Origin of the sequence: Oceanibium sediminis (assembly GCF_003265325.1) — a bacterium.
Taxonomy (GTDB): domain Bacteria; phylum Pseudomonadota; class Alphaproteobacteria; order Rhodobacterales; family Rhodobacteraceae; genus Halovulum; species Halovulum sediminis.
Window position 1 is genome coordinate 234,192 of sequence record NZ_QGNX01000002.1, and the last position, 16,553, is coordinate 250,744.

At 66.5% G+C, this 16,553-nt stretch carries 15 protein-coding genes; 8 read left to right on the forward strand and 7 right to left on the reverse strand.

The genetic code is table 11. The annotated features are described in order from the left end of the window. Nucleotides 1-33: 33 nt before the first annotated feature. From DJ029_RS06560 to DJ029_RS06570, 3 genes are read right to left on the reverse strand one after another with little or no spacing between them, the layout of a single operon-like run. Nucleotides 34-1,356, reverse strand: a complete 1,323-nt coding sequence (locus tag DJ029_RS06560; RefSeq protein ID WP_112321560.1) for an MATE family efflux transporter — start codon at nt 1,354-1,356, stop codon at nt 34-36. Beyond that, nucleotides 1,349-1,852, reverse strand: coding sequence for a PaaI family thioesterase (locus tag DJ029_RS06565; RefSeq protein ID WP_112321561.1), 504 nt, complete (start codon nt 1,850-1,852; stop codon nt 1,349-1,351). Before DJ029_RS06565 ends, DJ029_RS06560 begins: the two co-directional genes overlap by 8 nt. Continuing rightward, nucleotides 1,849-2,289 carry a PaaI family thioesterase gene (locus DJ029_RS06570; protein ID WP_112321562.1) on the reverse strand — a complete coding sequence of 147 codons (441 nt, stop codon included), beginning with the start codon at nt 2,287-2,289 and terminating at the stop codon, nt 1,849-1,851. Before DJ029_RS06570 ends, DJ029_RS06565 begins: the two co-directional genes overlap by 4 nt. Nucleotides 2,290-2,445: 156 nt before the next feature. On the opposite strand from DJ029_RS06570, the gene DJ029_RS06575 reads away from it, so the two are divergent. The 6 genes from DJ029_RS06575 (at nt 2,446) to DJ029_RS06600 (ending at nt 9,395) form a co-directional block, all read left to right on the forward strand. Then, nucleotides 2,446-2,844 (forward strand): MerR family transcriptional regulator, encoded by a 399-nt coding sequence (locus tag DJ029_RS06575; RefSeq protein ID WP_112321995.1) that lies wholly within the window; start codon nt 2,446-2,448, stop codon nt 2,842-2,844. A 91-nt stretch (nt 2,845-2,935) separates the two neighbouring features. Further along, on the forward strand, nt 2,936-4,714 hold the full coding sequence (locus tag DJ029_RS06580) for an acyl-CoA dehydrogenase C-terminal domain-containing protein (protein WP_112321563.1): 1,779 nt from the start codon (nt 2,936-2,938) through the stop codon (nt 4,712-4,714). A gap of 186 nt (nt 4,715-4,900) precedes the next feature. After that, nucleotides 4,901-5,542 (forward strand): glutathione S-transferase family protein, encoded by a 642-nt coding sequence (locus tag DJ029_RS06585; protein WP_112321564.1) that lies wholly within the window; start codon nt 4,901-4,903, stop codon nt 5,540-5,542. Continuing rightward, a complete protein-coding gene (locus DJ029_RS06590) occupies nt 5,543-5,926 on the forward strand; it encodes a hypothetical protein (RefSeq protein ID WP_112321565.1) in 384 nt (127 codons plus the stop codon). Further along, nucleotides 5,919-7,130: an acetyl-CoA C-acetyltransferase gene (locus DJ029_RS06595; RefSeq protein WP_112321566.1), complete on the forward strand. Its 1,212-nt coding sequence runs from the start codon at nt 5,919-5,921 to the stop codon at nt 7,128-7,130. Before DJ029_RS06590 ends, DJ029_RS06595 begins: the two co-directional genes overlap by 8 nt. Before the next feature lie 63 nt (nt 7,131-7,193). Beyond that, nucleotides 7,194-9,395: a 3-hydroxyacyl-CoA dehydrogenase NAD-binding domain-containing protein gene (locus tag DJ029_RS06600; protein ID WP_112321567.1), complete on the forward strand. Its 2,202-nt coding sequence runs from the start codon at nt 7,194-7,196 to the stop codon at nt 9,393-9,395. A gap of 33 nt (nt 9,396-9,428) precedes the next feature. Here DJ029_RS06600 and DJ029_RS06605 read toward each other — a convergent pair whose 3' ends face one another. Next, on the reverse strand, nt 9,429-10,235 hold the full coding sequence (locus DJ029_RS06605) for a sulfotransferase family 2 domain-containing protein (RefSeq protein WP_112321568.1): 807 nt from the start codon (nt 10,233-10,235) through the stop codon (nt 9,429-9,431). A 183-nt stretch (nt 10,236-10,418) separates the two neighbouring features. On the opposite strand from DJ029_RS06605, the gene DJ029_RS06610 reads away from it, so the two are divergent. Together DJ029_RS06610 and DJ029_RS06615 are read left to right on the forward strand one after the other, a co-directional pair. Next, nucleotides 10,419-12,050, forward strand: coding sequence for a long-chain-fatty-acid--CoA ligase (locus DJ029_RS06610; RefSeq protein WP_112321569.1), 1,632 nt, complete (start codon nt 10,419-10,421; stop codon nt 12,048-12,050). Between the two features lie 30 nt (nt 12,051-12,080). Continuing rightward, nucleotides 12,081-13,094 (forward strand): hypothetical protein, encoded by a 1,014-nt coding sequence (locus DJ029_RS06615; RefSeq protein WP_112321570.1) that lies wholly within the window; start codon nt 12,081-12,083, stop codon nt 13,092-13,094. 24 nt (nt 13,095-13,118) lie between these two features. On the opposite strand, the gene DJ029_RS06620 is transcribed toward DJ029_RS06615, so the two are convergent. From DJ029_RS06620 to proS, 3 genes are read right to left on the reverse strand one after another with little or no spacing between them, the layout of a single operon-like run. Continuing rightward, nucleotides 13,119-13,799 (reverse strand): ABC transporter ATP-binding protein, encoded by a 681-nt coding sequence (locus DJ029_RS06620; RefSeq protein WP_112321571.1) that lies wholly within the window; start codon nt 13,797-13,799, stop codon nt 13,119-13,121. Then, complete coding sequence (locus tag DJ029_RS06625; protein ID WP_112321572.1) at nt 13,792-15,078, reverse strand: ABC transporter permease; 1,287 nt, start codon at nt 15,076-15,078, stop codon at nt 13,792-13,794. The genes DJ029_RS06620 and DJ029_RS06625 overlap by 8 nt, the downstream gene beginning before the upstream one ends. Nucleotides 15,079-15,117: 39 nt before the next feature. Beyond that, entirely contained in the window at nt 15,118-16,455 is a 1,338-nt protein-coding gene (proS, locus tag DJ029_RS06630) for a proline--tRNA ligase (protein ID WP_112321573.1), read from the reverse strand. Nucleotides 16,456-16,553: the final 98 nt, after the last annotated feature.

The following is a 16,553-nucleotide window of genomic DNA, read 5'->3' on the forward strand; positions in this document are numbered from 1 at the left end:
CCCGGGGAGCGCGAGGGGCTGGCCCCTCGCTCCTCACGCCGCCGCGCGTTCCAGCGCCGGGTAGCGCAGCCCAAGCGTCACCGCCCGCGCCACGTAAAGCACCATCAGCGCCGCCCAGAGCCCGTGGTTGCCGAACGCTGGCCCCAGCAGAGCCAGCGCCACGACATAGATCGCCACCGACGCCAGCATCGCGTGCAGCATCGCGCGGGTCCGCGTCGCCCCGATGAAGATCCCGTCGAGCATCCAGCTCGGGCCCCCGATCAGCGGGGCAGCGGCAACCCAGAGCAGGTACTGCCGCGCCTCCAGCTGCACCTCGGGCGCCTTGGCCATGACATCGATCAGCCAGGGCCCGAACAGCAGGAACGCCAGCCCCAGCGGTACCGCCAGCCCCATCCCCCAGATCGACGACACGATAGACGCGCGCCGCAGCCGCGCCGGGTCGCGCCCGCCCATGGCGCCGCCGACCAGCGCCTCGGCCGAAAAGGCGAAACCGTCCAGCGCGTAGGCGGTGATCTCGAGGAACTGCACCAGCACCTGGTTCGCCGCCAGCGTCACGTCCCCCATGCCCGCGCCCAGGAACAGGAAGCTGGCGAAACTCGCCTGCAACAGGATCGAGCGCACCATGATATCGCCGTTCACTGACATCATCCGCGCGATCCGCGCGCGGTCGAAAACCCGCGCCCAGTCGCGCCACTGGTCCCCGCGGAACGCCGCGCGGCACAGCCACAGGCCCAGCGCCAGGCCCGACCACTCGGCGATGATCGTCGCCGTCGCGACCCCGCCGACGCCCAGGTCCAGCCCCAGCACGAACCACAGGTCGAGCAGGATGTTCAGACCGTTCATCCAGACCTGCAACACCAGCACCGCGCGGGTACGCTCCATGGCGATCAGCCAGCCGGTGATCGCGTAGATGGCAATCGCTGCGGGCGCGCCCCAGATCCGGATCGACAGGTAGGTGCGCGCCAGCCCCTCCACCTCGTCAGAGGCGGGGGACAGGTGGAACGCGCCCCAGAACAGCGGGACCTGCGCGAGCACGAACAACAGCCCGCCCGCCAGCCCGATCATCAGCGCCCGCATCAGGATCGCGCCGGTTTCCGCCGCATCCCCCGCCCCGCGCGCCTGCGCGACCAGCCCCGTGGTGCCCATCCGCAGGAACCCGTAGACCCAGTACAGCATGGAGATCACGATCGCGCCGATCCCCACCGCCCCGATCGGGGCCGCCTCGCCCAGCTGGCCGACGACACCTGTGTCCACCGCGCCGAGGATCGGGATCGTGGCGTTGCTCAGCACGATGGGCCCTGCAATCGCCAGGACCCGACGGTGGGTAATCGGCGCGGCCGCGCCGGTGTCAAGCATTGCGGGGTGGCATCAGGAAATGCCCGGTGGCCTGCGCGAACAGACGGTCGCGATTGTCCTGCCACGCCTCGACGTGGACAGAGGCATAGCGCCGCCCCGAGCGGTTGACCCGCGCGCGCGCATAGGCGTCGCGCGGCAGGCCGGAGCGCAGGTAATCCACCGTGAAGTCGATGGTCTTCGGCATCGGCGGGAAATGCCCCGCCTCGATCTCGGCCGCGTCATCGCCGCCGCCTTCCATCATCTGCCACACGATCCCCCAGCTCAGCTCCATCTGGGCGGCGATCTCGAGGAAGGCGCCGATGGCCCCGCCGTGCAGCGCGGGCAGGAACGGATTGCCGATCAGGCGGTCGGAATAGTTCAGGATCGCGGTCAGCTCATCGCCGCGCCGCTCGAAGGTCACGCCAAGGTGGCGCGTGTAGGGCGAGGCCTGCGCCAACGCCTGCAGCGCCTTTTCGCGGCGTCCCTTGATCACCTGGACGGGTTCGGGGCGTTTCATGAGGCGAACCTTCCCGACGGCTCGACCGTGAACGCGCCGTTGGCCGTTGCCACCGGTGCGTCCGGGTCATCCGTCCAGGCCGAGGCGCGCACGAAGGCGACATTGCGCGTCAGCCGGTAACAGTCGGCGCGCGCGATCACCGTCTTTCCCGGCTCTGCCGGGCGCATGTAATCGATGCGAAGGTCGATGGTCGCTGTGCCCCCCGGCTCGTCCGGGTGCGCCATCACGGCGGTGCCCGCGCAGGTATCCAGCAGGGCGGTGATCACGCCCCCCGCCAGCACCCCGGTCGAGGGGTCTCCGACAAATCGCGAATCATACCCGACGGACATGATGGCATAGCCGTCGCCGACCTCGCTCAATTGCATGCCGAGGTCGCTCGAATGTGGCAGCGCACCGATGAAGGCGCGTGCGGCTTCCGTCTTCTGCTGACTGTTCATACCGCCCCATACCATGCCCCCGCGCCGGGCCAAAAGCGCTAATGCGACCGACGCGACGTCACGCATTGACGTGAACGTAAGCAAAAGGCATGGACTTTACGTAAAGGTAAACTTATGTTGGGCGCAGGATAAATCATGCTGAAAGACGAAGCGCTCATGACTGACGAGCTTTTTACCATCGGCCGGATGTGCGAGACATTCGAGGTCACGCCCCGCACCCTGCGTTTTTATGAGCAGAAGGAACTGCTTGCCCCGATCCGCGAGGGGCAGAAACGGCTGTTCACCCGCCGCGACCGCGCGCGGCTGAAACTGATCCTGCAAGGCAAACGCTTCGGCTTTTCCCTGGAGGAGATCCGCCAGCTTCTGAACCTGTACGACCTGGGCGACCAGCAGGTGACGCAGATCTCGCGGACCTACGAGCTGGGCCAGAAGCACCTGGCCAACCTGATCGCCAAACGCGACGAGCTGGACGAGGCCATCGCGGAATTCAAGACAACGCTGAAATGGGGGGAGGAGATGCTGATCGCCCGCGGGGTGAAAAAAGCCGCCGAGTGACATGACCCCAGGCTGAGCAACCCGCGCCCCCGGACAACACCGCCTCTGAAAGCCCGATCCCTGACCTGATCCCTGAAAGGACTGGACCTGCATGCCTGCCTTTGACGCCCCCCTGCGCGATATCGATTTCGTTCTGCACAACCTTTTGAAGGTCAGCGAAAGCGATGTGCCGGGCTATGACGAGCTGGACCGTGATTTCACCACCGCGATCCTAGAGGAAGCGGGCAAGATCAGCCGGGACGTGCTGGCCCCCCTGAACATGACCGGCGATATTGAGGGCTGCCGCCTGGAAAACGGCGTCGTGCGCACGCCTGCCGGGTTCAAGGCCGCCTATGAGACGGTGGCCACGGGCGGCTGGATCGGGCTGGATTGCGACCCCGCCTATGGCGGTCAGGGCATGCCCTATGTGCTGCACTCGGCGGTGTCGGAAAACTTCGTCGCCGCGAACATGGCGCTGAACATGTACTGGGGGCTGACCCACGGCGCCTATTCCGCGATCCACACCCACGGCTCTGAGGCGCAGAAGCAGACCTACCTGCCCAACATGGTCTCTGGCGCGTGGTCGGGCACGATGAACCTGACCGAGCCGCACTGCGGCACCGACCTCGGCCTGTTGCGCACCCGCGCTGAGCCGCAGGACGACGGCAACTACAAGGTGACCGGCCAGAAAATCTTCATCTCGGCCGGCGAACATGACCTGGCGGAAAACATCATTCACCTGGTGTTGGCGAAGATCCCTGGCGGGCCGGAGGGGGTGAAGGGCATCAGCCTGTTTATCGTGCCGAAGTTCCTGGTTAGGGACGACGGCTCCCTCGGGGATCGCAACGCCCTGTCCTGCGGCAAGATCGAGGAAAAGATGGGCATTCACGGCAATGCCACCTGCGTGATGAACTACGATGGCGCCACCGGCTACCTAGTGGGTGAGCCGCACAAGGGCCTGCGCGCCATGTTCACCATGATGAACGAGGCCCGGCTCGGCGTCGGCATGCAGGGTCTGGCGCAGGCCGAGGCCGCCTACCAGAACGCGGTCGCCTATGCGAAGGACCGCCTTCAGGGCCGTGCGGTGACCGGCGCGAAGAACCCCGACGGCCCGGCCGATCCGCTGATCGTGCACCCCGACATCCGGCGCAACCTGATGGACCAGAAGTCCTTCATCGAAGGGGCCCGCGCCTTCGCGCTGTGGGGCGCGATGCTGATCGACCGGGCGCATCGCAAGGGCGATGCCGATGCGGACGGGCTAATCTCGTTGCTGACGCCGGTGATCAAGGGCTTCCTGACCGACAAGGGATTTGAGTCCACGATCCTCGCGCAGCAAGTCTACGGCGGCCACGGCTATATCGAGGAATGGGGCATGTCCCAGTTCGCCCGCGACGCCAGGATCGCGATGATCTACGAGGGCGCGAACGGCATCCAGGCGCTGGACCTGGTGGGGCGCAAGCTTGGCCAGGACGGCGGCAAGCACGTCATGGGTTTTTTCGAGCTGGTAAAGGGCTTCGTGAAGGAAAACGACGGGGACGCGCAGCTGAAAGCCGATTTCCTCGATCCGCTGAAGGCGGCGTCCAAGCACCTTCAGGCGGCGGCGATGTACTTCATGGCCGAGGGCATGAAGAACCCCAACAACGCGCTCGCCGGCTCCACCGACTTCATGCATCTGTTCGGGCATGTCTGCCTGGGGCTGATGTGGGCGCGCATGGCCAAGGCAGCGCAGGAGGCGTTGGACAAGGGCGCGCCGGACCCCGCCTTCCATGAGGCCAAGATCGCGACGGGGCGCTACTACATGGCCCGCCAACTGCCCGCGACCGCCATGCACCTGGCCCGCATCCAGAGCGGGGCGGACACGGTGATGGCGCTGGAAGCCGGGGCATTCTGATCGTAGGGTGCGGGCGCGCACGCACTCCCGATACAAGGTGCGCACACGCACGCACCCTTCGGAGGAGACAATGACTCCAGGCGGTTATTCTGTCACCAACGCGCGGGGCGGCTGTTCGACGGCCAGCCCCTTGCCAGATGCCATGGCACGCCTTTCCCCCGTCACCGTCACAGGAAGGCATACGCCATGACCGCCACCTTGCACTGCTTTGCCCAATCCGGAAACGCCTACAAGGCCGCCCTCATGCTGGAGCTTTGCGGCCAGGACTGGACACCGGTTTTCGTCGATTTCTTCAACGGCGAAGCCCGCTCGCCCGATTACGCCGCGCTGAACGAAATGGCCGAGGTGCCGACCTATACCGAAGGCGACCTGCGGCTGACCCAGTCGGGCGTGATCCTCGACTACCTTGCCGCCAAACACCGCCGCTACGGCCCCGAGACCGAGGCCGAACGCCGCGAGATCCTGCGCTGGACCCTGTGGGACAACCACAAGCTCACCGCGAACCTGGCCACGGGGCGGTTCATGCAGCTGTTCCTGCCCGAAAAACACCGCAATCCGGATGTGATCTCTTTCCTCATGGGCCGCGCGAAAGCGGCCATGGCCGTGCTTGAGCAGCGCCTTGCGGACAGCGACTGGATCGTCGCCGGGCGGCCGACCACGGCGGACCTGAGCTGTATCGGTTACATGTACTTCCTCGAAGAGATCGACGTCGATATCGCCAAAACTCCGCACATCGCCCGCTGGCGCGACCGCATCGCCGCGCTTCCGGGCTGGAAACACCCTTATGAACTGATGCCGGGCCACCCCCTGCCCGGAAAGGAGACCTGAATGCTGCCCCCTGTCCTTACCTCCCTCCTGGTCCTGCTGGGCCTCGCCAGCGGGATTTCCGCCCTTATCCTCCGTTTGGCCGAGGACAGGCATCCGAATCCCCGCGATATCCAGTCGGGACAGGGGCTTGGGCACATGCTGGTCGGGTTCTTCGCGGGTCTCGGCACGGTGTTCAGCGGCTTTGTCGGCCTGTTCTTCACCGGCATCGCGATCCCGGTTCTTGTCATCGGCGTGCTCGGCGTTGCCGGGCGGTTCGTCAAGTTCCAGGGGCGGCTGGTGCCGTTCTACCGTTTCAAGATGATCCTGGCGGCCCTGTCGCTGGGGATCTCCATCCTGCTGCTGATCAACATGGTCTCCAGCCTACAGGGAGTGGCAAATGTCTGAAGCCTATATCTACGACGCGCTGCGCACCCCGCGCGGCAAGGGCCGCAAGGACGGCAGCCTGAACGAGGTGACCTCGCTGCGCCTGTCGGCCGAGGTTCTGAACGCCGCGAAGGCGCGCAACGATCTGGACACGCAGGCGATCGAGGACGTGATCTGGGGCAACGTCACGCAAGTCGGCGAACAGGGCGGCTGCCTTGCGCGCTCGGCCGTGCTGGCCTCGGACTTCGATGAACGGGTGCCGGGCCTCTCGATCAACCGTTTCTGCGCCTCGGGGCTGGAGGCGGTGAACCTGGCCGCGAACCAGGTCAGGGGCGGCGCGGGGCAGGCCTATATCGCCGGCGGCGTCGAGATGATGAGCCGCGTGCCCATGGGCTCGGACGGGGCGGCCATCGCCGTGGACCCGAGCCTTGCGATGAAGACCTACTTCGTGCCCCAGGGCATCTCGGCGGACATCATCGCCACGGAATACGGCATTTCCCGCGACGACGTTGACGCCTACGCCGTCGAGTCCCAGGCCCGGGCTGCGAAAGCCTGGGAAGACGGGCGTTTCGCGAAATCCGTCATCCCCGTGCGCGACATCAACGGCCTGCCGATCCTTGAGCGGGACGAGTACATGCGCCCGGGCACCGACATGCAGGCGCTTGGCAGCCTGAAACCCGCCTTCAAGGACCAGGGCGAGGTGATGCCCGGCTTTGACGCTGTCGCGCTGCTGAAATACCCGCATCTTGAGCGGATCAACCACGTCCACCACGCCGGAAACTCCAGCGGCATCGTGGACGGGGCCGCCGCGCTGCTGATCGGCAACAAGGATTTCGGCGACAAGTACGGGCTGACGCCGCGCGCGCGCATCCGCGCCACCGCCAAGATCGGCACCGATCCCACGATCATGCTGACCGGCCCCGTTCCCGTCACCGAAAAGATCCTGGCCGAGAGCGGCATGAGCATTTCGGACATCGACCTGTTCGAGGTGAACGAGGCATTTTCCGCCGTCGTCCTGCGCTTCGTGCAGGCCTTCGACGTGGACCACGACAAGGTCAACGTGAACGGCGGCGCCATCGCCATGGGCCACCCACTTGGCGCAACGGGCGCGATGATCCTTGGCACCGCGCTGGACGAGCTGGAACGCTCGGGCAAGGGCACCGCGCTGACCACGCTTTGCGTCGCCTCCGGCATGGGCGCGGCCACGATCATCGAGCGGATCTGACCCCCATGCACGACCTGCTGACACGGGGCACGCGCCCCTGCCCCACACCAAAGGACGTCTGACATGACCATCTTCACCTACGACCAGGACTCCGACGGCGTTGTGACGCTGAGCTGGGACCAGCCGGGCACCTCCATGAACGTCATGACGCTGGAAGGCTTCGCCGAGTTCGAAGAGCTTTTCGACAAGGCGATGGCCGATGACAGCGTCAAGGGCGTGATCGTAACCTCTGCCAAGAAGGATTTCGCCGGGGGCATGGACCTGGGCGTTCTGGGCAAGATCCGCGCCGAAGCCGGGGACAACCCCGCGCAGGCGCTGTTCGACTTCACGATGAACGGCCACCGCATCCTGCGCAAGATCGAGCGCAACGTGATGGACCCCAAGACCTCCAAGGGCGGCAAGCCCGTGGCCTGGGCCAGCCCCGGCACCAGCGCGGGCATCGGGACCGAGATCGCCCTGGCCTGTCACCGCCGCTTCGTCGCCGACAACCCGAAGGCCAAGATCGGCCTGCCGGAAATCCTGGTCGGCCTGTTCCCCGGCGCGGGCGGCACCACCCGCGTGACCCGCATGATGGACCTGATGTCCGCCGCCCCGATCCTGATGGAGGGCAAGATGCTGCCTCCCGCCCGCGCCAAGTCCGCCGGGCTGATCGACGAGGTCGTGGCGCCCGACCAGCTGCTGGCCCGCGCGAAGGAATGGGTCCTGTCGGCCAGCGACGCGGACATCGTGAAGCCTTGGGACAAACCCGGCTTCAAGATGCCCGGCGGCGCGCCCTATCACCCGGCGGGTTTCATGACCTACGTGGGCGCGAGCGCCATGATCCACGGCAAGACGCAGGGCGTCTACCCGGCGGCCAAGGCGCTGCTTTCCGCGATTTACGAGGGCGCTCAGGTGCCTTTCGACACGGCGCTAAGGATCGAGGCGCGCCACTTCACCTCCGTCCTGCTGAACCCGAGCTCCGAGGCGATGATCCGCTCGCTGTTCCTGAACAAGGGCGCGCTGGAAAAAGGCGCGGTCCGCCCCGAGGTGGGGGACGAGAGGGTGAAGAAACTCGGCGTCCTTGGCGCGGGCATGATGGGCGCGGGCATCGCCTATGTCAGCGCCAACGCCGGGATAGAGGTGGTATTGATCGACCAGGAGCAAGCCGCCGCAGACCGGGGCAAGGGCCATGTGGAAGGCCTGCTCGACAAGGGCATTCAGCGCCGCCGCGTGACCGAGGAGAAGAAGGCCGAGGTTCTGGGCCGCATCACCGCAACCACTGATTACGCTGCACTTGAGGGGTGCGATCTGATCGTCGAGGCCGTGTTCGAGGACCCCACGATCAAGGCCGACGTCACCGCGCGCGCCGAAGCCGTGATCCCGGAAACGGCGATCTTTGCGACCAACACCTCCACCCTGCCGATCAGCGAGCTGGCCAAGGCCAGCGCCCGCCCCGAGCAGTTCATCGGCATCCACTTCTTCAGCCCGGTGGACCGCATGATGCTGGTGGAGATCATCAAGGGCCGCCAGACCGGGGATCGCGCCACCGCCAAGGCGCTCGATTTCGTGCGCCAGATCCGCAAGACGCCCATCGTGGTGAACGATGCGCGCTTCTTCTACGCCAACCGCTGCATCATCCCCTACATCAACGAAGGCGTGATGATGATCGCCGAAGGGGTGGAGCCCGCGCTGATCGAAAACGCCGCCAAGCAGCTCGGCATGCCGCTGGGGCCGTTGCAGCTGAACGACGAAACCTCGATCGACCTTGGGGTCAAGATCGCCAAGGCGACGAAAGCGGCGATGGGCGATGCCTATCCCGCCGCGGCCGCCAAGGCGGACGAGGTGATCTTCCGCCTGTTCGAGGAGGGGCGCTTGGGCCGCAAGTCGAAGGCGGGCTACTACGCCTATGACGAAAAGGGCAAGCGCATCGGCCTGTGGACCGGCCTGGGCGAGATCTGGCCGGTGGCCGAGGATCGGCCGGACCTGCGCGAGATCCAGCACCGCCTGATCCTGGTTCAGGTGCTGGAAGCCGTGCGCGCCAAGGAAGAGGGCGTGCTGATGGACATCCGAGAGGGCGACGTCGGCGCGATCCTCGGCTGGGGGTTCATGCCCTGGTCCGGCGGGCCGTTCGGCTGGATCGACATCATGGGCGCGGAGCGCGTGGTGGAAATCTGCGACCGGCTGGAAGCCAGCCACGGCCCGCGCTTCGCCGCGCCCGAATCCCTGCGCAAGATGGCTGCTGAGGGGACCCGCTTCTACCAGGGAACCGAGGTCGCCGCGGCCTGAGGCCGGGGCAGATTACGCCAAAGGGGCCGCCTGTCAGCCAGGCAGGCGGTCCAGGCCCTTGTCGGAGATTTCCGCCAGCATCTCGTAATCCGCGGCATAGGCGTGTTCGATCTTGCGGCGCAATTCGTCGCTAACCGCCTCGGCCTTCGCGCCGGCCTTGGTGAAACGCTTGAAGGCGACGCGGGAATCGAAGATCTCCACCGGCTTGCCGAACAGGCGCTGAAGGATCACCGGGAAATCCGTGCCGTATTGCTTGTGATCGCCGAGGTAGCTGAAATCGATCAGGTCATAGGCGATCTGCTTGCGCTGCAACTGCCAGTGCGGATCGAAATCGCGCACCACCGGGTTGTTCGCGCACAGGTCGGCAAACTCCTCTATCGTCAGGTCGTAATCCGCCGACCAGCCCATATGCGCCCACAGCCGCTGCGCCATGCCCGAGCGCCGCTTGCCCTTCGCCAGTTTCGACAGGTAGGCGGAATAAAACCGCGCCACCGGCTCGCGGGTGAAGGTGAAGCGGAACACGTCATCCGCCGCCAGCATCTGCTCGAACCGCTTGAAGCCGATCTGCGACGGCGTCTTCAGCGGGTTCTGCCAGCGCGCATGAATCTGCGCCATGGAGCCTATTTCATGTGCGATTCCATTGGCTTGCGCATGAGCCAGGTTCAGCGTCGCCTTGGTGGAGGAACAGGCCACCTTCGGGTTGGTCATGTAGATGAACCGCTCTTGCGCGCTGACCAGGATGTTATGATTCATCTCACGCTGCTCACCGAAGTGCTGCGTCAGCTTTTCCACCAGACCGGTGGCGCGCGGGGCGTCTTTCGTGAACAACTTGGCGACCATGGCCTCCGTTTATAAAGCGCATACACCCCGGTCAAGCGCGTGCCGTCCCGACGCCTTTTTTGCACCACATCCGCAAAGGAAAAGTGAAGGGCCGCCGCTTGCCGCGCGGCCGACCGATCCGCGTTTTCATCGGCTGGGGACAATGGTAGGTTGAAATCACAGACCAAAGGGAGAGGATGCCAGATGCACGCATTGATGCAGCAGTTTCCGCTACGTGTCGGGCGAATCCTCGATCACGCGGCCCGGTATCATCCCAACCGCAGCCTCATCACCCGAACCGTCGAGGGCCCGATCAGCGAAACAAGCTGGTCCGTCGTGCGCGACCGGGCGCTGCATGTGTCCCAGGCGCTGAACCGCATGGGCATCGGGCGCGGCGACGTGGTGGGCGTGATGGCCTGGAACACCGCCCGCCACATGGAGGTCTGGTACGGCGTTCCCGGCTCGGGCGCGGCGCTGCACACGCTGAACCCGCGCCTTTTCGCGGACCAGCTCGTCTACGTGATCAACCACGCCCAGGACAAGGTCCTGATGATCGACGCGGACCTCGTCCCGCTGATCGAGGGGATCTGGGACCAGCTCGACACCGTTCAGCACGTCATCGTGCTGACGGACGAGGATCACATGCCCCAGACCACCCTGCCCGACACCCAGGCCTATGAAAGCTGGCTGCTGGAGGTGGACGGCGATTTCGACTGGGTGAAGGGCGACGAAACGGACGCCTGCGGGATCTGCTACACCTCGGGCACGACCGGCGCGCCGAAGGGGGTTGTCTATACCCATCGCTCGAACACGCTGCATGCGCTTGCGATCAACAGCGCCGACATGCTGGCCCTGAGCGCGACGGACAGTGTCATGCCCGTTGTGCCGCTGTTCCACGCGAACGGCTGGTCGCTCGGCTACAGCGCGCCGATGGCGGGCGCCTCCATGGTCATGCCCGGGCGGGACCTGAGCCCCGCCGCCCTGTACGAAATGCTTGAGCACGGCGTGACCGTCACCGCCGCCGTGCCGACGATCTGGCTGATGCTGCTGAACTACCTGGAGACGGAGCAAAAGCGCTTCAGCACCCTCAACCGCGTCGCGATCGGCGGATCGTCCTGTCCGCGCTCGGTGATCGAGCGGTTCCAGAACACCTACGGCGTGCGCGTCCTGCACGCCTGGGGCATGACCGAGATGTCGCCCGTCGGCACGCTCTGCTCGTTCAAGCCCGAGGTGTTGGAGCTGCCCGAGGAGGCGCGGATCGATGTGCAGGAAACGGTCGGGCATCCGCCGTTCACGGTCGACCTGAAGATCACCGACGATGCGGGCAACCTGCTGCCCTGGGACAATGCCACCCAGGGCCGGTTGTGGACCAAGGGCGCCGCCGTGGTGGAGCGCTACCTGCACGCGGACAGGTCCGCGACCGATTCCGACGGCTGGTTCGATACCGGCGACGTGGCGACGATGGACCCGAACGGCTACGTGCGCATCACCGACCGTTCCAAGGACGTGATCAAGTCCGGGGGCGAGTGGATCAGCTCCATCGAGCTGGAAAACGCCGCACTCGACCATGGCGACGTGGCCGGGGCGGCCTGCGTGGGCATGCCCCATCCGGTGTGGAACGAACGGCCCGTCCTGGTCGTCGTGCGCAAGCCGGGCAGAACGCCGGAGGCGGCGGATATCCTTGCATCGGTGGCTTCCCGCTGCGCCAACTGGCAACTGCCCGACGACGTTGTATTCGTCGACGAGCTGCCCCATACAGCGACCGGAAAGATCTCCAAACTGCGATTGCGCGAGCGGTTGCACGACATGAACTACACCCTCCCCACCGCCGACTGACGATCGCGCGGCGCGAAAGCACCCCACTTCATGACCGCTCTTGAGCAGTACATCCGACTGGAAGCCGCCGGCCGTTGGCGTGAGGGCCCCGATGCGCCCTGGCGCGAGGTCCTAGTGAGCTTCGGCAATGCCTCCCTCGTGCTGTCGGACTTCGAGGAGCAGCCGCTCACGCACTGGTCCCTCGCCGCTGTCGAGGTGGTCGCCCGTGAGGGCGAAGCGGTGGTCTATGCCCCCGATCCCGGCGCCAGCGAGTTGCTGGAGGTGTCCGACGCGCAGATGGTCGAGGCCATTGCCGCCGTTTCCGCCATGGCCCGCACCCGTGCCGCCCCGGCCGGGCGGCGGCGCGCGCTGGGGCGCACCCTGACGGCGGCGCTGGTCCTTGGCCTGGTGGCTTTCGGTGCGCTCCGCGGGCCGGACCTGCTGCGCGCGCGAGCCTTCGCGCTGGTTTCCTCCGAGCAGGCGGAACTGATGTCCGACGGGCTTCGCCCGCGGCTTGCCACGGAATGCCGCGGCAGCGAAGGCATGCGCGTGCTGGCCCGCCTGGCGGATCACGTCGCGCCGGGGCAGCGGGTGGAGGTGCGGCGGCGCACTTCGCCCCCGCTCGGCGCGCTGCCCGACGGCACGCTGATCCTCGGGAACGACGTGGTGGAACAGGCCGCCTCCCCCGCGGTGATCGCGGGATGGATCGCCCTCGGGGCGGAGGCGGGGCCGGCGCTGTCACCGTTCTATCGCTGGACGCAGGAACTGCCCGCGCGCGAGTTGCTGGCCTTCCTGTCCTCGGGCGAGGTCGGGCAGCAGGGGATGCGAGAGATGGTGCTGCACGCGCGGGCAACCGACTGGGTGCCCGAGGGGCAGGCCATCGCGCTGGCCATGGCCCGGCTTGCGGAACTGGGCGTGCGCCCGGACTCCTTCGCCGCGGATGTGCTCAAGCGCCTTGATGCACGCCCATCGGACATGGCCGGGCTGGAACCGACCGAGGATGCGCCGCCGCTGATCCGCCGGGATCGCGACTGGCTGGCGCTTCTGGATATCTGCGGCGGCTGAGGGGCTTACGAGCTGCCCGGCGGATCACGCCGGGACCAGCCGCCCCTCGCTCAGGTGCAGGATGCGGTCCATCCGCGCGGCCAGTTCCATGTTGTGCGTCGCGATCAAGGCGCCAAGGCCTGAGCCGCGCACCATGTCCAGCATCGCCGCGAAAACCACGTCCGACGTCGCCGGATCAAGGTTCCCCGTCGGCTCATCCGCCAGCAATACCTGCGGGCGGTTCGCCAGCGCGCGGCAGAAGGCAACACGCTGCTGCTCGCCGCCAGAAAGCTCACCCGGGCGGTGCTCGGCCCGCGCGGCAAGGCCAACGGCCGACAGCAATTCGTCCGCCCGCGCGCGGGCCGCGCCGACGCCCTGCCCCGCCGCGCGCTGGGGCAGGATCACGTTCTCGGCCGCGGAAAATTCCGGCAGCAGGTGGTGGAACTGGTAGATGAAGCCGATCCGGTCCCGCCTGAGCGCCGTGCGCTTGCGATCCGACGCGCCGATGGCGCTGTCCCCCGCAACGGTGACCGTGCCCGCGTCCGGGCTTTCCAAGAGCCCCGCGATATGCAGCAGCGTCGACTTGCCCGCGCCAGAGGGCGCGACAAGGGCCACCACTTCGCCCGCGTTCAGGGTCAACTCCGCCCCGCGCAGCACCTCCACCGCGTTGGGCTTGCCGGGGTTATAGGTCTTGGTGATGCCCGAAAGGCGCAGAACTTCACTCATAGCGCAACGCATCCACCGGGTTCATCCGCGCCGCGCGGCGGGCGGGAAAATAGGTGACCCCGAAGCTCAGGCCGAGGCTCAGCGCGACGGCGGACAGCACGTCGTCCAACCGCAGTTCCGCGGGCAACTGGCTGATGTAGCGCACCGACGGGTCCCACACGCCCCCGCCGAGGATGTAGTTCACGAAGCCGAAGATCGGGTCGATGTAGATCGCGAACAGGCAGCCCATCACCACGCCGATGGCGGTGCCGATCACCCCGATGGAGGCCCCGCAGATGAAGAAGACGCGCAGGATCGAGCCTTCGCTCAGGCCCATGGTGCGCAGGATGCCCACGTCACGCCCCTTGTTCTTCACCAGCATGATCAGGCCCGACACGATATTCAGCGCGGCCACGGTGACCAGGATCGACAGGATGACGAACATGATGTTGTCCTCCATCTTCAGCGCGCGCAGGAAGCCGCCCCACTGGTCGCGCCAGGTGATGGCGTAATACCCCTCGCCCGTCGCTTGCAGGATGCCGGGCAGACGCGCGTCCACCGCTTCGGGATCGTCCACCAGCACCTCGAGTTCGGTGGCGACGCCTTCGCGGTTGAAGAAGCTCTGCGCCTCGGCGAAGGGCATGTAGATGCGGGTGCGGTCGATGTCATAGCGCCCGACCTGGAAGATATGGACCACCTCGTAATCCACGATGCGCGGCGTGGTGCCAAAGGGCCCCTTCACCCCGTCGGGGGAGATCAGCCGGATCGTATCACCCGGCCCCAGCCCCAGGTCCATCGCGATGCCCGCGCCGATGGAAACCCCCTCATCGAAGCGGGACAGGTCGCCGCGCTCGGATTCCGGCTCGCGGATCAGGGGGATGGAGCGCACGTCCTCAAGCCGCTGGCCATAGACCTCCACCCCGCCGTTGCGGCCATTGGCAGAGGCCATGACCTGCCCTTTCACCATGGGCGCGGCGCGGGTCACGCCGGGGGCCGCGGCCACGCGCTCGGCCAGGGCGTCGAACTCCTCGATCCCGCGGGGCAGTTGCCCGTGCGCATCGAAGCGGGGGACGTCCAGCACCGTGACATGGGCGTTGGCGCCGATGATTGTGTTGACGAATTCCGTGCGGAAGCCGGAACGCACCGCAAGCGTGGCGATCAGCGCGAACACCGCCAGCGACACGCCGAGAAGCGAGATCACGGACATCACGCTGACCCCACCTTCCCGGCGGCGCGCTCGAAGGTAGCGCCAGGCGATCAGCCACTCAAAGCCGGCGAAAGGCGGGGTGCGGGTGCTCATGCAGCGACCGGGCCCGTGGGAACGCGCGTGCGCATCGCCTCAGACGCCCGCGAAGATCTGCGCGCAGCGATCCAGCGCCGCCTCGGGGGACATTTCCTCGGACTCGCCCGTGCGGCGGGAGGTCAGCTCGACCACCCCGTTCTTCAGCCCGCGCGGCCCTACGGTGATGCGCCAGGGGCAACCGACCAGGTCCATGGTGGCGAATTTCGCGCCCGCGCGTTCCTCACGGTCGTCGTAAAGCGGGTCGAGGCCGCGGGACTTCAGGCCCTGGTACAGACCTTCGCAGGCGGCGTCCGCATCGGTATCCCCCTGCTTGAGGTTCACGATGCCGATCTGGAAGGGCGCGACTTCCTCGGGCCAGATGATGCCCTTGTCGTCGTGGTTCGCCTCGATCAGCGCGCCGACAAGACGCGACACGCCGATCCCGTGCGAGCCCATGTGAACCGGCGAGCGGGTGCCGTCCGGGCCAAGCACGGTGGCGCCCATCGGCTCCGAATACTTCGTGCCGAAGTAAAAGATCTGCCCCACCTCGATGCCGCGGGCCGTGCGGCGACGCTCTTCGGGGACTTTCGCGAACTCGGCCTCGTCATGGGTTTCGTCCGTGCGCGCATAGCGCGAGGTGAACTCCTCCAGCACCGCGCGGCAGGCGTCGTGGCTGTCGTAGTCGATCGCACGGTCACCGAACTTCAGGTCGGTGATCTGGCTGTCGTAGAACACCTCGGACTCGCCGGTGTCGGCCAGAACCAGGAATTCGTGCGTATCGTCCCCGCCGATCGGCCCGCTGTCCGCGCGCATCGGGATCGCCTGAAGGCCCATCCGCTCATAGGTCCGCAGATAGCTGACCAGGTGGCGGTTGTAGGAATGCAGCGCGTCTTCCTTGGTCAGGTCGAAGTTGTAGCCGTCCTTCATCAGGAACTCACGCCCGCGCATCACGCCGAATCGGGGGCGCACCTCGTCCCGGAACTTCCACTGGATGTGGTACAGCGTCAGCGGCAGATCCTTGTAGGACTGCACGTGGCTGCGGAAGATGTCGGTGATCAGTTCCTCGTTCGTCGGACCGTAGAGCATGTCGCGGTCGTGGCGGTCACGGATGCGCAGCATTTCCTGACCGTAGTCGTCGTAGCGGCCGCTTTCGCGCCACAGGTCCGCGGACTGGATCGTGGGCATCAGCAGCGGGATATGCCCCGCACGCTGCTGCTCTTCATGAACAATCTGCTCGATGCGGCGCAGCACCTTGTAGCCGAGCGGCAGCCAGGAATAGATGCCCGCGCTGGCCTGACGGATCATGCCCGCGCGCAGCATTAGGCGATGCGAGGCGATCTGGGCGTCCGAGGGGGTTTCCTTCAGGATCGGCAGGAAATAGCGGGACAGGCGCATGTGGCTCAGACTTTCGGTTACAGGTCAGCGTCACGCGCAGATGTAGGCGAAAGCCGGGGGGCGTGCAATCGGAGCGTCGGCACGGGGCGGGACACGCG

Coding starts and splice junctions, on each gene's coding strand:
- DJ029_RS06590 (WP_112321565.1), top strand. CDS start 5,543: ATGCTGCCCCCTGTCCTTACCTCCCTCCTGGTCCTGCTGGGCCTCGCC.
- DJ029_RS06575 (WP_112321995.1), top strand. CDS start 2,446: ATGACTGACGAGCTTTTTACCATCGGCCGGATGTGCGAGACATTCGAG.
- DJ029_RS06595 (WP_112321566.1), top strand. CDS start 5,919: ATGTCTGAAGCCTATATCTACGACGCGCTGCGCACCCCGCGCGGCAAG.
- DJ029_RS06610 (WP_112321569.1), top strand. CDS start 10,419: ATGCACGCATTGATGCAGCAGTTTCCGCTACGTGTCGGGCGAATCCTC.
- DJ029_RS06605 (WP_112321568.1), bottom strand. CDS start 10,235: ATGGTCGCCAAGTTGTTCACGAAAGACGCCCCGCGCGCCACCGGTCTG.
- DJ029_RS06615 (WP_112321570.1), top strand. CDS start 12,081: ATGACCGCTCTTGAGCAGTACATCCGACTGGAAGCCGCCGGCCGTTGG.
- DJ029_RS06600 (WP_112321567.1), top strand. CDS start 7,194: ATGACCATCTTCACCTACGACCAGGACTCCGACGGCGTTGTGACGCTG.
- DJ029_RS06625 (WP_112321572.1), bottom strand. CDS start 15,078: ATGAGCACCCGCACCCCGCCTTTCGCCGGCTTTGAGTGGCTGATCGCC.
- DJ029_RS06570 (WP_112321562.1), bottom strand. CDS start 2,289: ATGAACAGTCAGCAGAAGACGGAAGCCGCACGCGCCTTCATCGGTGCG.
- DJ029_RS06580 (WP_112321563.1), top strand. CDS start 2,936: ATGCCTGCCTTTGACGCCCCCCTGCGCGATATCGATTTCGTTCTGCAC.
- DJ029_RS06620 (WP_112321571.1), bottom strand. CDS start 13,799: ATGAGTGAAGTTCTGCGCCTTTCGGGCATCACCAAGACCTATAACCCC.
- DJ029_RS06585 (WP_112321564.1), top strand. CDS start 4,901: ATGACCGCCACCTTGCACTGCTTTGCCCAATCCGGAAACGCCTACAAG.
- DJ029_RS06565 (WP_112321561.1), bottom strand. CDS start 1,852: ATGAAACGCCCCGAACCCGTCCAGGTGATCAAGGGACGCCGCGAAAAG.
- DJ029_RS06560 (WP_112321560.1), bottom strand. CDS start 1,356: ATGCTTGACACCGGCGCGGCCGCGCCGATTACCCACCGTCGGGTCCTG.
- proS (WP_112321573.1), bottom strand. CDS start 16,455: ATGCGCCTGTCCCGCTATTTCCTGCCGATCCTGAAGGAAACCCCCTCG.